Raw genomic sequence first — 13,430 nt, forward strand, 5'->3', positions numbered from 1 at the left:
GGCGGCGCGGCACGCCGTCGTCGGCCCCGTTCCCGGTCGGAGCGCAGGGCCGGTCGGGTAATCTTGGGCCGGTGCTCTTTCGGGTAGCGTCCCCACGCGCCCGGATTCCTCGATCCCCAGGAGTGTTGGTGAAAGCTGATCTTGTCGTCGTCGGTTCGGGCTTCTTCGGCCTGACCGTGGCCGAGCGAGCCGCGGAGGAGCTCGGCCTGAAGGTGGCGGTGCTGGACCGTCGGCACCACATCGGGGGCAACGCGTACAGCGAGAACGAGGAGCGCACCGGGATCGAGGTGCACCGTTACGGCGCGCACCTCTTCCACACCTCGAACGAGAAGGTCTGGGAGTACGTCAACCGGTTCACCCGGTTCACGTCCTACGTGCACCGGGTCTACACCCGACACCGGGGCGAGGTGTACCCCATGCCGATCAACCTCGGTACGATCAACCAGTTCTTCCGCGCCGCCCACAGTCCGGCCGAGGCCCGCGAGCTGATCCGGGAGCAGGCCGGTGAACTCGCGGGCACCGACCCGCAGAACCTGAACGACAAGGGCATCCAGCTGATCGGCCGCCCCCTGTACGAGGCGTTCATCAAGTACTACACCGGCAAGCAGTGGCAGACGGACCCGAAGAACCTGCCCGCGGACATCATCTCCCGGCTGCCGGTCCGCTACACGTACGACAACCGGTACTTCAACGACACGCACGAGGGCCTGCCGGTCGACGGCTACACCGCCTGGATCGAGCGGATGGCCGACCATCCGAACATCGACGTGCACCTGAACACCGACTTCTTCGACGAGGACCACGAACTGGGGCGCACGGCCGTGCTCGGGCAGGTGCCCGCCGTCTACACCGGCCCGGTGGACCGCTACTTCGACTACGCCGAGGGCGACCTGTCCTGGCGGACCATCGACCTGGAGGAGGAGGTCCTGGACATCGAGGACTTCCAGGGCTGCCCGGTGATGAACTACCCCGACGAGGACGTCCCCTTCACCCGGATCCACGAGTTCCGGCACTTCCACCCGGAGCGGGACTACACGAAGGACGCCACCGTCATCATGCGCGAGTACTCCCGGTTCGCGCAGCAGGGCGACGAACCCTACTACCCGATCAACACCGCCGAGGACCGCGCCAAGCTGCTCGCCTACCGCGATCTCGCCCGGGGTGAGAAGTCGGTCCTGTTCGGCGGCCGGCTCGGCACCTACAAGTACCTCGACATGCACATGGCCATCGGCTCCGCCCTGACCATGTACGAGAACACGATCAAACCGCACTTCAGCGGCGGGCAGCCGCTGGTCAGCGGGGGAGTGGACGAATGAGCACAGCAACGCGCACGACGCAGGACAGCAATATCAGCGGCCGCGACAGGAACTGGCACGTCGTCCATCACGTGGTTTTCCCCACGGACTCGGACACTGACACGCTGCCCCTGTTCGTCGACTTCAACGCGCAGCGGCACGCTGCCGTCACCTCTCTCCGGCCGACCGAGGCCACCGAGAACGAGCCGGCCGCTGAGAACGCGCCGGCGGAGGGGGCCGTCGCGGCGCAGACCAACCAACTGCGCTCGGAGCTGCTCTCGGGTGAGCGCAGCATCCACATTCCCGCGCACACGCGCATCTCTATGGGCACCTACTTCAACGCGTTCCCGGCGTCGTACTGGCGGGCCTACAGCTCGGTGGACACGGTCCGCCTGACGGTGTCTACGACCGGTCCCTGCAAGGTGCTGGTGTACCGCTCGACCGCCCGTGGCACGTCCAACCGGGTCGTCACCCTGGAGATGACAGGGTCCGCGCAGTTCACCGATCTGCCGTTGGCCGCCTTCGGAGACGGTGGCTGGTACTGGTTCGACGTCGTCACGGCGGACACCGCGGTCGAGCTCGCGTTCGCGGAGTGGTCGGTGCCGGAGCCCGACGGATACGTCCCCGGGACCGTGAGCGTCGCGATCACCACCTACAACCGCCCCGATTTCTGCGTTCGTAATCTCAAAGCGTTGGGGGAGGCGGATGTCCTGGCCGACGTCGTCGACCGTTTCATCATCACCGACCAAGGGAACCAGAAGGTCCGGAACGAACCTGGTTACGACGAGGTGGCTGCGACGCTTGGGCAGAAGCTGGTCCACCTCGAACAAGGGAACCTCGGAGGCTCGGGAGGCTTCGCCCGCGGCATGTACGAGGCGACGAGCGACGACCGCAGCCGGTACGTGATGCTGCTGGATGACGACGTCGACGTGCACCCAGAGTCAATCCTGCGGGCCGTCAAGTTCGGCGACTTCGCACGCCGGCCGACCATCGTGGGCGGCCACATGTTCAACCTGTACGAGAAGTCGGTGATCCACAGCTTCGGCGAGAGGGTCAACGAGTATCGCTTCATGTGGGGCTCAGTCGACGGGGTGCGCGAGGCGCACGACTTCGCCGGGAGCAACCTGCGCACGACGCCGTGGATGCACCGCCGGGTCGACGTGGACTACAACGGCTGGTGGATGTGCCTGATTCCCACGCAGATCATCCGCGAGATTGGCCTCGCCCTGCCCGTCTTCATCAAGTGGGACGACGCCGAGTACGGGCTGCGCGCCAAGCGGGCCGGTTACGACACCGTGTCCCTGCCTGGCGTCGCCGTCTGGCACATGCCGTGGACGGAGAAGGACGACACCATCGACTGGCAGGCGTACTATCATGCCCGCAACCGCTGGCTCGCGGCGTTGCTCTACAGCCCGTACGCCAAGGGAGGCAACCTGCCTCGTGAGTCGGTGCTGACCGACCTGCGCCACCTCGTGTCCATGCAGTACTCGGCCGCCGAGCTGCGGGCGATGGCCCTGGAGGATCTGCTGGGGGGGCCTGAGCACCTGCATCGCACCATCGGCAGCCGGCTCCCCCAGGTGCGGAAGGTCCGCGGCTCGTTCAGCGATGCCCAGGTCAAGAAGGATCTGGCGGACTTCCCGCCCGTCAAGCGCGTCAAACCGCTCCACCACGGTCTCGAGCCCCGCCCGCCGCGCGGGCCGATCACGCGCGCAGCCCGGCTCCTGGCCGGTGCCGTCCACCAGATGCTGCCCACGCGGGCGGCGGAGGCGGAGTACCCCGAGGCCCGGGTGCCCGCCCTCGACCTGCAGTGGTGGCGGATGGCGACCCTCGACTCGGCGCTGGTCTCCAGCGCCGATGGCACGGGCGCCTCCTGGTACAAGCGTGACGACGGCACCTTCAAGCGGATGATGGGCCGCAGCACACGGCTGCACCAGCGGCTTCACCGCGATTGGGACGCCCTCGCCCGGCAGTACCGCGATGCGCTGCCGTACTACACGTCCCGCGAGGCCTGGGCAGCGACGTTCGCGGCGTCGGAGCCGGAACCGGCGGCGCCGCGCAAGGACAGGAGTTGAGCTCTCGCTCGACGACGTCGCTCGCCGTTCCTCCCGGGATGACCACGCCCGGAAGGAGCCGCGGTTTCCGCGACGTCATCCGCCACTTCTACCTCCTGCGCCTCCTGGTCAACAAGGAGGTCAAGGTCCGCTACCGGGGCTCGGTGCTGGGCCTGCTGTGGTCTTACATCCGGCCCGCCGTGCAGTTCGTCGTGTTCTACGTGGCCATGGGCATCTTCCTCGAGCTGGAAAAGGGCACCCCGAACTACGCGATTTACCTGTTCTCGGGGATCGTCGTAATCAACTTCTTCTCCGAGGCCTTCGGCAACGGTGCCCGGGCGATGGTCGCCAACGGCGGCCTGATCAAGAAGATCTTCCTGCCCCGGCAGCTGTTCTCCTTCGCCACGCTGTGGGTCGCCGGCGTCCACTTCGTCCCGCAGATGGTCGTCCTTGTCATCGCATGCCTGATCGTGGGCTGGGCGCCGTCCCTGCTGAGCGTCGTCGCTATCCTCGTCGGGCTCATCATCACGGCGGTCTTCGCCACGGGACTGGGCCTGATCTTCGGTGCCGCGAACGTCTTCTTTCGGGACTCGGAGAACCTCGTCGACCTCTACATCATGGTGGCCACTTGGCTCTCGCCGGTGCTCTACACGTGGACGATGGTGCAGGACAAGTTCGGTGACCTCTGGTTCAACGTCTACATGCTGAACCCGTTGACCCCCGCGGTCGAGCTGTTCCACTTCGGCTGGTGGCGCGGCACGGTGGACGGCCGCTTCGGCGTCGTGCTCGAAGTGCCGCCCCACCTGTTCACCGTGTGGACGCCGCTGGCCGCTTTGGTGGCCCTGCTCACCCTGCTCGTCGGCAGCCTGATGTTTTCCCGTCTGGAGGGGCGTTTTGCCCAGGAACTCTGAACCGCGGCCCGACGCATCGCGCTCTACCGCGCGTCAGCCCGTGACAGCCACCCCGCTGGCGATCACCGTGCGGGACGTGCGGAAGGACTTCGTCCTCCGGCACACCCGGTCCATGAAGGAAGCCTTCATGTGGCTGATCAAGGGTCGTCGCGGCGACCTCTCCGAGAAGTTCACGGCGATCGACGACGTGTCCTTCGACGTCCACGAGGGAGAGGCCGTCGCCCTGCTCGGTCTGAACGGCTCGGGAAAGTCGACGATGCTCAAGATGATTTCCGGTGTCATGATGCCCGATTCCGGCCTGGTCGCGACGCGCGGTCGCGTCGCCGGACTGATCGAGGTGGGGGCCGGGTTCCATCCCGATCTAACCGGCCGGGACAACGTTTACCTCAACGGCGCAATCCTGGGTATGACCGCGAGTGAGCTGGACGAGAAGTTCGACGCCATCGTTGAGTTCTCCGAGATCGGCCAGTTCATCGACACCGAGGTGAAGTTCTACTCGTCGGGCATGTACCTGCGGCTCGCGTTCGCCGTGGCCATCCACACGACCCCCGACGTCTTCCTGGTCGACGAGATCCTTGCCGTCGGCGACGAGCCGTTCCAGAAGAAGTGCATGGACAAGATCGCCGAGTTGATCGCCGCCGGGCACACCCTCGTGGTTGTCAGCCACGAGCTGGACAAGGTCGCCGACATCTGCGATCGGGGCATTCTGCTCGAACATGGACGCAAGGTCGTGGACGGGTCGGTGACGGACGCGATCAAGCGGCTCCGCGGCGAGGACTGATCCGGAACTGCGTCGGTGCGCTCAGCGCAGCGGCTGGCACCGTCTTGCCCACGGGCAGTACATGCCACGCCACGGCCACTTGGCGTCGGAAGAGCAGCAGCCAAACCGCGACCAAGGCGACACTCACCTCGATGCCCCGTTGCGACAAGCTCACCACGAGCAGGGCTGTGGACGTCGAGATCCCGGACGGTCGCCGGTACGCGGCACCGAGACCCGCCAACAGGACCATCACGGCGGGCTCTTGCAGACTCATCGTCCACGCCGACGCCGCGGCGAGTCGGAATCGTCCGCCCCGCGCGGACGCGATGTACTTCGACGCCGCATTCGTCCTCGCTTCCGGCCAGAGCAGCACAAGGACGACGAGAGCGCGGTGACCTGCCTCACCACGTCCAGTGTCCCGGCCGGGAATCCGTTCGATCAGAATGCTGTACCCCGGCCCAGATGCATGGTGCTCGAGTGTACTCGGACGTGGTCACACCGACCGGCGTGCGAAGGACCGGAGTGCCACGGACCGGCAGATCAGAGTCTCGGTTATCGTTACGGCCATGGGTTCCATTCGCACGCGAATGTCGGCTTCGACGGGTCGCATCGTCGACGCAGTTCGCCAGCTCGCTGGCAGACCTCCGCACACCGGGAACGGCTGGTCGGGGCTCGAGTTCGTGGAACGAAGTCGATTCCGGCCCTTTGAGTTGCTGCCTGCGAGTGGTCTTCTGTTCGACGCGGAAGGTTTGCAGACCGACGAGCCGTGCCGCGTCGACGCTGATCTGCTCGCTCCCTTTCTGACGGTGGAGTTGACACCGCAGGAAGACGCGGTTCTCTCCGCAGCCGGCATCGAAACAAGGGTCGGTGATGTCTGGGCTGATTACAACGCTGAATCCGGTCGGGCGCGAATCATGCTGAAGCTTGCGGGTAGAACCGCAACCGTGTTGACACAGACCATGTTCCCAGGCGAGGGATTTCGCACGGCGGTCAGCATCACGGAGAACATCGTGACGCTGTGGCGATGGGATGGGGCCGTTTGGCGCGTGCTGCTCACGCACCCCTGTGGCGGGAACGCGGGGATCGATCTACGCGACGCTGCTCTACTGACTACCTCCCGTCTGTTCTATCAGGGCGACTTCCGACGGGTGCGGGCCGGCTACTTCGGCTACCTCGGTGTACGCGACCCCCAACTCGTCCGCGACATGGACGGAGAGCCGGTCCGTAATCACGGGAGGCTCTGGATCACCGCGACCTGTGCCGGGCCGGGCTTCTTCCCCACCGCACATTGGGCGGTTTTTTCCTTCTCCAAGGAGGATCCCGCTGACCTGCGACTGGAAAGCCATGTGTTCTTCGACAGAAACGGCAGACGTCTCGGTGACCATGCCGGTTTCATCCTTCGCGGTGGCGGCACGTTCGTCGTCGGCGTGAGCTCCTGGGGTGATTTCGACAGAAATGCTCACGTTCGCTGGGCGACGACCGAGGAGAAGGTGCTCGAGGGTGTCCACGTTCTCGAATCGAATCGTTGGGATCTGCCCACGGCTTTCGACGCCTGGGACCCCTCCCTGTTGCACCACGCCGGTCGGTGGTGGCTCGCATTTGTGGAATGCACTTCCTATGACCCCCGGTTCAGCTTCCGTCCGGCCTTGGCACGTTCCGCCCGCGGAGTCAACTGGGACGGTCCCCTCGAACACGTTGGTAGCGATACAACCCGTGAACAGACTGAAGGAACGCTGCTGACGCTGCTGAACGGGCGCCTGTACGTGCTCGCGAGCGACGGTGACGCCAGTGACTATCCGATATATGACGCACGCATGGCCCAGGTCGATCTCCTCGCCGCCCCGTATTTCACGAACATCCCTCATCCGCTGGTGATCGACCCCGACGACGAGCCACTCATCCTCACCTTCGACGGAACTACTCATGACGCAGCAGTTCTCGGATATGGAACCCACGGCGACGTGATCGTCCTTCGCGGACGAAGGCGCTGATCCCTACGTCGTGACCGGCCCCTCCCGGTGCGCCGGTGCGCCGGGAGGCCGACGCCGCCCGCTACCATTGACGGGGGCTTCATCAGGGGTGGCCGTGAACATCCCGGACCATGGAACGCAGGAGAACAGGTAGCCGATTCGTGAAGATCGCAGTGATCGCTCTGGGGAAGATCGGCCTGCCGCTGGCCGTTCAGTTCGCGTCGAAGGGGCACGACGTCGTCGGCGTCGACGTAAATCACGCGGTCGTGGACCAGGTCAACGAGGCGCGTGAGCCGTTCCCGGGCGAGGCGCACCTGCAGGAAAAGCTGACGGAGCTCGTGCCGGCCGGGCGGTTGCGAGCGACCACGGACTATGCCGACGCCGTTCCCGGCGCCGATGCGGTGGTGCTGGTGGTGCCGTTGTTCGTCGACGCGCAGGCGCGCCCCGATTTCGGCTGGATGGACGCGGCGACCCGTTCGCTAGCCGAGCATCTGACCCCGGGCACGCTGGTCTCGTACGAGACGACGCTGCCCGTCGGTACCACCCGCACCCGGTGGAAGCCGATGTTGGAGGAGATCTCCGGTCTGACCGAGGGGAAGGACTTCCACCTTGTCTTCTCCCCGGAGCGGGTGCTCACCGGCCGGGTATTTGAGGATCTGCGCAAGTACCCCAAGTTGGTCGGCGGCCTGAGTGAGGTCGGCGCGCAGCGGGCCAGCGAGTTCTACGAGGCGGTGCTCGACTTCGACGAGCGCACCGACCTGGCCCGCCCCAACGGCGTGTGGGACCTGGGGTCCGCGGAGGCCTCCGAACTGGCGAAGCTGGCCGAGACCACCTACCGGGACGTGAACATCGGTCTGGCCAACCAGTTCGCCCGGTTCGCAGGGCAGAACGGTATCGACGTCTACAACGTGATCGAGGCGTCCAATTCGCAGCCCTACAGCCACATCCACCAGCCCGGCATCGCCGTCGGCGGTCACTGCATCCCGGTCTACCCGCGTTTGTACCTGTGGAACGACCCGGACGCCACCGTGGTGCGTGCGGCCCGGGAGGCCAACGCCGGGATGCCGGACTTCACGGTCGGCCTGCTCGAGGGCGCGCACGGTGACCTGACCGGCCAGCGCGTCGTCGTCCTCGGCGCCGCTTATCGCGGGGGTGTGAAGGAAACGGCGTTCTCCGGGGTGTTCGACGCCGTCACCTCGATCACCGAACGGGGCGCCACCGCTCTCGTGCACGACCCGATGTACACCGACGAGGAGCTGGGCAAGCTCGGCTTCATGCCGTACCACCTGGGCGAGCCGGTCGACGCGGCGGTGGTGCAGGCCGACCACGCCGAATACCGATCCCTGTCCCCGGCGGACCTGCCGGGCATCCGCACGTTCATCGACGGGCGCCGGGTGTCCTCGCCCGAGGCGTGGCCGGGCGTGACCTACCGGGTGATCGGCCGCCCGGCCGCCTGAGCCGGACACAGAACACTCAGCACATGAGGGAGGAGAGGGACATGGCTGACGTCGTCGAGAGCGCCGATGTCTCGGAGCGTGCCACGCTCGGGGACGGGACGAAGATCTGGCACCTGGCCCAGGTTCGCGAGGACGCGGTCCTCGGCGCGAACTGCATCGTCGGCCGCGGAGCCTACGTGGGCACGGGCGTGACGATCGGGGAGAACACGAAGATCCAGAACTATGCGCTGGTGTACGAGCCGGCCGTGCTGGGCCGGGGTGTCTTCATCGGTCCCGCGGTGGTGCTGACCAACGACACCTACCCGCGCTCGATCAGCCCGGACGGGTCGCTCAAGAGCGCCCACGACTGGACGCCCGTCGGCGTGACGATCCAGGACGGGGCCTCGATCGGGGCGCGCAGCGTGTGCGTGGCTCCCGTGACGATCGGCCGGTGGGCGACGATCGCCGCCGGTGCCGTGGTGGTCAAGGACGTGCCCGCGTTCGCGTTGATGGCCGGGGTCCCGGCCCGCCGGATCGGCTGGGTGGGCAAGGCCGGCCACCCGCTGCGTGAGCAGGACGGTCGGTGGGTGTGCCCGCAGACCGGGGACACGTACGTGCAGAACGGTGAGGAGCTCACCGAGTCGGAGGAGAACGCATGAGTAAGGACTTCATTCCCGCCGCCAGGCCCATCGTGGGGGAGGAGGAGCGCCGCGCGGTGGACGCGGTCCTGGCCAGCGGGATGCTGGCGCAGGGCGCGGAGGTCGCTTCCTTCGAGCAGGAGTTCAGCGAGGTCCTGCTGGACGGCCGGGCGTCCGTCGCCGTCAATTCCGGTACCTCGGGCCTGCACCTGGGTCTGCTCGCCGCCGGCATCGGCCCCGGTGACGAGGTCATCGTCCCCTCCTTCACCTTCGCCGCCACCGGCAACTCGGTCGCCCTGACCGGCGCCACCCCGGTCTTCGCCGACATCGAGCTGGACCACTACGGCCTCGACGTCGACCACGTGGCCTCCCTGATCACGGGCAAGACGAAGGGCATCATGCCCGTTCACCTGTACGGTCATCCGTTCGCCGCGGACCGGTTCCAGGCACTCGCGCAGAAGCACGGGATCGCCCTGTTCGAGGACGCCGCCCAGGCGCACGGCGCGAGCCTGCACGGGCAGAAGGTCGGCACGTTCGGCACGTTCGGCGTGTTCAGCCTCTACCCGACGAAGAACATGACGTCGGGGGAGGGTGGCATGGTCTCCACCGCGGACGCGGACGTGGCGCGTCGGCTGCGGCTGCTGCGCAACCAGGGCATGGAGAAGCAGTACGAGAACGAGCTCGTCGGCTTCAACGCCCGGATGACCAACCTGCACGCCGCGATCGGCCGGGTCCAACTGACCAAGGTCGAGGGCTGGACCGCGACCCGGCAGGCCAACGCCGCGTTCCTGACCGAGCACCTGCGCAACGTGGCGACCCCGGCCGTCGCCGACGGTGCGGTGCACGTGTACCACCAGTACACGATCCGGGTGCCGGAGGACCGGGACGGCTTCGCGAAGGCCCTGCGCGAGCAGTACGACATCGGCTCCGGCGTGTACTACCCGGTGCCGAACCACCGGCTGCCCTCCTTCAACCGGACCGAGGACCTGCCCAACACCGAGATCGCGGCGGACCAGGTGCTCTCCTTGCCGGTGCACCCGTCGCTTGATGCGGAGGACCTGGACCGCATCGTCACCGCCGTCAACGCCCTCGCGACGGCGGGTGCCTGATGGCGAACCTGCGTGCCGGTCTGATCGGCCTGGGCATGATGGGCCGCAACCACGCGCGCGTCCTGCGCGAGCTCGACGGCGTCGACCTGGTCGCCGTCGCCGACGCCCACGGTGACCCGCACGGTGCGGCCGGGACGCTCCCGCTGCTCGGGGGAGTCGACGACCTCATCGCCGCCGGGATCGACATGGCCGTGGTCGCCGTGCCCACCGGTCTGCACGAGGAGGTCGGGCTCGCCCTCGCCGAGGCCGGCGTGCACGTGCTGGTGGAGAAGCCCATCGCCTCCTCGGTGCCCGCAGGGCAGCGACTCGTCGAGGCCTTCAACTCACGAGGCTTGGTCGGCGCCGTAGGGCACATCGAACGCTTCAACCCGGCGCTGCAGTCGCTGAAGGCCCGGATCGAGGCCGGCGACCTGGGACAGGTGTACCAGATCGCCACCCGGCGGCAGGGCCCGTTCCCGGCCCGGATCGCCGACGTCGGCGTCGTCAAGGACTTGGGCACCCACGACATCGACCTGACCGCGTGGCTCGTGCAGTCCCCGTTCACCTCGGTCAGCGCGCGCACCACCACCCAGTCCGGCCGGCCGCACGAAGACATGGTCGCCGCCGTCGGCACCCTCGAGAACGGCATCATGACCAGCCACCTGGTCAATTGGCTCTCACCCATGAAGGAGCGCGTCACGGTCGTCACGGGGGAGCGGGGCGCCTTCGTCGCCGACACCCTCACCGCCGACCTGACCTTCTACGAGAACGGCTCCGTCAAGACCGAGTGGGAGGCAGTCTCCAACTTCCGCGGGGTCTCCGAGGGCAACGTCACCCGCCTGGCCATCGCCAAGCGCGAGCCGCTGCGGGTGGAGCACGAGGCCTTCCGGGACGCGATCCTCGGGAAGGCGCACAACGTCGTGACCATGCGCGAGGGCCTCGACACGCTGCGGGTGGCCGAGGCGATGATCGCGTCGGCGACGTCCAGGCAGACCGAGAGGCTGACCGCCTCGTGAAGCCGACCACGGCCCCTCGTGTCGTGGTCGCCAGCCGGGTCTTTGTCCCGGACGTCGCCGCCGCTGCGTTCCGGCTCCGGGCGCTGGTGAACGGGCTGGACAGCCGCGGGGCACGAGTGCAGGTGCTCACGACGACACCCCCGCGGGCACTGCCCGTCCCGGCCGTGCCCGCACGGGTGCGCCGCTGGCCCGTGCTGCGCGACCGAGGTGGCAACGTCCGGGGGTACGTGCAGTACCTCAGCTACGACATCCCGGCGTTCTTCAGACTCCTGGTCACCGACGCCGACGTCGTCGTCTCCGAGCCGCCGCCCACGACCGGGGCGGTGGTCGCGCTCACCTCGTGGCTGCGACACCGACCGTACGTCTACTACGCGGCGGACGTGTGGTCGGATGCTCTGGCCGCCATGACCGTCCCGGCTCCGGTGATCGGGATCATGCGGGCCGTGGAGGGGCGCGTGCTACGGCACGCCGCGATGGTCATCGCCGTCTCCGACGTCGTCGGCGAGCAGGTCGGGGCCTTCGGGGTCCCACCCGAGCGGGTCGCCGTGGTGGGCAACGGCGTCGACACGGACGTCTTCCGGCCGACCGCTTCACCCGCCGTGTCCGGGAGCGATCCCTACGTGGTGTACACCGGCACCATGTCCGAGTGGCAGGGGGCGGACGTGTTCGTCAAGGCGATGGCGATCGTCGCCCGCCGACATCCTCGCGCGCAACTGCGGTTCTTCGGTCAGGGCACCGACGAGGTGCATCTGCGGGAACTGGCCGCCCGCCTCTGCCCGCAGAACGTGGTGTTCGGCGGGGTGGTGCCGCCGGCCGAGGCGGCCGCCTGGATCAGCGGGGCGCGTGCCGCGTTGGTCAGCATCAAGCCGGACCAGGGGTACGACTTCGCCAAGCCGACCAAAATCTACGCCGCGGCCGCCTGCGGGACCCCGGTGATCTTCGCCGGGAAGGGCGCCGGTGCTGCCGTGGTGGCGGACAACGAGCTCGGCGACGCCGTCGACCACACGCCCGACGCCGTCGCCGCCGCGATCGAGGAGCGGCTGACCGCCTCCTCGTCGCCGGCCCAGCGGGAGCACCGGATGGCGTGGGTGCGGGAGAACGCCTCGCTCGCCGCGTCCGGTGAGCTCGCCGCCGACATGGTGCTCGCCGTCCTGCGCTGACCCGCTGAAAGGCTGGGCCGCTTTCGGCGTCAGTGGCTGCCGTGTGCCAGCAACGCCTCCACCGTGCGCTCGGCGGCGTGGCCGTCGCCGTAGGGCGTCGCGTCGGTCGGCGCCGGAGCAAGCCGCTCCACGGTGCTGGCCAAGACGCTAAGGTCCGCGCTGACTAAGGCGTTCCAGCCAAGCTCGACCGTCTCCACCCACTCCGTCTCCGCGCGGATCGTCGTGCACGGGACCCGCAGCAGGAACGCCTCCTTCTGCAGGCCACCGGAGTCGGTGACCACGCCGGCGCTGCGCCGGACCGCGTCCACGAGCGCCGGATAGGCCAGCGGCGTCGTCGCCGTGATGGACCCGGCCGTGAGGTCGATCCCGTGCTGGTCGGCGAGTTTGCGCAGCCGTGGGTGGGCGAGCAGCAGGACGGGCTTGCTCAGGCTCGCCAGGTTCTCGACGACGGCCCGCAGCCGGGCGGCGTCGTCGGTGTTGTCAGGCCGGTGGATGGTGGCGACGTAGTACTCGCCCTCCAGGAGTCCCTCCAGCAGGGGCAGTGGGGAGGCGTCGAGCCGGTCTCGGACGGCGAACAGCACGTCGGTCATGACGTCTCCGACGAGCACGGTGCGCTCGCCCAGGCCCTCCGAGGCCAGGTGGTCGACGGCCACCTGCGTGGGGGCGAGCAGCAGGTCGGCCGCGTGGTCGGTGAGTACCCGGTTGTGCTCCTCGGGCATCCGCCGGTTGAAGGACCGCAGGCCGGCCTCCAGGTGCGCGACCGGGAGGTGGATCTTCACGGCGGCGATCGCGGCGGCGAGCGTCGAGTTGGTGTCGCCGTAGACGAGGACGACGTCGGGCGCGTGCTTCTCGAACAGGCCCTCAAGGCCGGCGAGCATGGCTCCGGTCTGGGCGCCGTGCTTACCGGAGCCGACGGCGAGGTTCTCGTCCGGCTCGGGGATGCCGAGGTCGCGGAAGAAGACGTCGCTCATCAGCTCGTCGTAGTGCTGACCGGTGTGCACGATCACGTGTTCCGCTCGTCCCTCCATAGCCCGGGCGATGGGGGCGAGCTTGACGAACTGGGGGCGAGCGCCGACGACGCTGAGGATCTTCATGGTTCCTTCCG

At 67.9% G+C, this 13,430-nt stretch carries 11 protein-coding genes; 10 read left to right on the top strand and 1 reads right to left on the bottom strand.

Translation table 11 applies throughout. The annotated features are described in order from the left end of the window. Positions 1-128: 128 nt before the first annotated feature. The 10 genes from glf to BKD30_RS04040 all read left to right on the top strand — a co-directional run bounded on the left by glf (position 129) and on the right by BKD30_RS04040 (position 12,325). Entirely contained in the window at positions 129-1,316 is a 1,188-nt protein-coding gene (glf, locus tag BKD30_RS03990; protein WP_076702342.1) for a UDP-galactopyranose mutase, read from the top strand. Next, the gene (locus BKD30_RS03995) at positions 1,313-3,367 is read left to right on the top strand and encodes a glycosyltransferase (RefSeq protein ID WP_083955996.1); all 2,055 of its coding nucleotides are present in this window, start codon (positions 1,313-1,315) and stop codon (positions 3,365-3,367) included. The genes glf and BKD30_RS03995 overlap by 4 nt, the downstream gene beginning before the upstream one ends. A gap of 38 nt (positions 3,368-3,405) precedes the next feature. Next, positions 3,406-4,257 (top strand): ABC transporter permease, encoded by an 852-nt coding sequence (locus BKD30_RS04000; RefSeq protein WP_076702345.1) that lies wholly within the window; start codon positions 3,406-3,408, stop codon positions 4,255-4,257. A 40-nt stretch (positions 4,258-4,297) separates the two neighbouring features. Continuing rightward, positions 4,298-5,038 (top strand): ABC transporter ATP-binding protein, encoded by a 741-nt coding sequence (locus BKD30_RS04005; protein ID WP_076702347.1) that lies wholly within the window; start codon positions 4,298-4,300, stop codon positions 5,036-5,038. Between the two features lie 545 nt (positions 5,039-5,583). Further along, complete coding sequence (locus BKD30_RS04015) at positions 5,584-7,008, top strand: hypothetical protein (RefSeq protein ID WP_143588042.1); 1,425 nt, start codon at positions 5,584-5,586, stop codon at positions 7,006-7,008. Between the two features lie 140 nt (positions 7,009-7,148). Continuing rightward, positions 7,149-8,444, top strand: a complete 1,296-nt coding sequence (locus tag BKD30_RS04020) for a nucleotide sugar dehydrogenase (protein WP_076702357.1) — start codon at positions 7,149-7,151, stop codon at positions 8,442-8,444. 41 nt (positions 8,445-8,485) lie between these two features. Then, a complete protein-coding gene (locus BKD30_RS04025; protein WP_143588043.1) occupies positions 8,486-9,082 on the top strand; it encodes an acyltransferase in 597 nt (198 codons plus the stop codon). After that, positions 9,079-10,170 (top strand): DegT/DnrJ/EryC1/StrS family aminotransferase, encoded by a 1,092-nt coding sequence (locus BKD30_RS04030; protein WP_076702360.1) that lies wholly within the window; start codon positions 9,079-9,081, stop codon positions 10,168-10,170. The genes BKD30_RS04025 and BKD30_RS04030 overlap by 4 nt, the downstream gene beginning before the upstream one ends. Beyond that, entirely contained in the window at positions 10,170-11,165 is a 996-nt protein-coding gene (locus BKD30_RS04035; protein ID WP_076702363.1) for a Gfo/Idh/MocA family protein, read from the top strand. Before BKD30_RS04030 ends, BKD30_RS04035 begins: the two co-directional genes overlap by 1 nt. Then, positions 11,162-12,325 carry a glycosyltransferase family 4 protein gene (locus BKD30_RS04040; protein WP_076702366.1) on the top strand — a complete coding sequence of 388 codons (1,164 nt, stop codon included), beginning with the start codon at positions 11,162-11,164 and terminating at the stop codon, positions 12,323-12,325. Before BKD30_RS04035 ends, BKD30_RS04040 begins: the two co-directional genes overlap by 4 nt. A gap of 29 nt (positions 12,326-12,354) precedes the next feature. Here the strand turns inward: BKD30_RS04040 and wecB are convergent, their stop codons facing one another. Beyond that, positions 12,355-13,419 (bottom strand): non-hydrolyzing UDP-N-acetylglucosamine 2-epimerase, encoded by a 1,065-nt coding sequence (wecB, locus tag BKD30_RS04045; RefSeq protein ID WP_076702369.1) that lies wholly within the window; start codon positions 13,417-13,419, stop codon positions 12,355-12,357. Positions 13,420-13,430 lie beyond the last annotated feature (11 nt).

The organism is Tersicoccus phoenicis (assembly GCF_001968835.1).
GTDB classification, from domain to species: Bacteria; Actinomycetota; Actinomycetes; order Actinomycetales; family Micrococcaceae; genus Tersicoccus; species Tersicoccus phoenicis.

What these genes read in the sequence shown, in the direction of transcription:
- BKD30_RS04000 (WP_076702345.1), top strand. Translation starts at nt 3,406, where the DNA reads ATGACCACGCCCGGAAGGAGCCGCGGTTTCCGCGACGTCATCCGCCAC.
- BKD30_RS04030 (WP_076702360.1), top strand. Translation starts at nt 9,079, where the DNA reads ATGAGTAAGGACTTCATTCCCGCCGCCAGGCCCATCGTGGGGGAGGAG.
- BKD30_RS03995 (WP_083955996.1), top strand. Translation starts at nt 1,313, where the DNA reads ATGAGCACAGCAACGCGCACGACGCAGGACAGCAATATCAGCGGCCGC.
- BKD30_RS04035 (WP_076702363.1), top strand. Translation starts at nt 10,170, where the DNA reads ATGGCGAACCTGCGTGCCGGTCTGATCGGCCTGGGCATGATGGGCCGC.
- wecB (WP_076702369.1), bottom strand. Translation starts at nt 13,419, where the DNA reads ATGAAGATCCTCAGCGTCGTCGGCGCTCGCCCCCAGTTCGTCAAGCTC.
- BKD30_RS04015 (WP_143588042.1), top strand. Translation starts at nt 5,584, where the DNA reads ATGGGTTCCATTCGCACGCGAATGTCGGCTTCGACGGGTCGCATCGTC.
- BKD30_RS04025 (WP_143588043.1), top strand. Translation starts at nt 8,486, where the DNA reads ATGGCTGACGTCGTCGAGAGCGCCGATGTCTCGGAGCGTGCCACGCTC.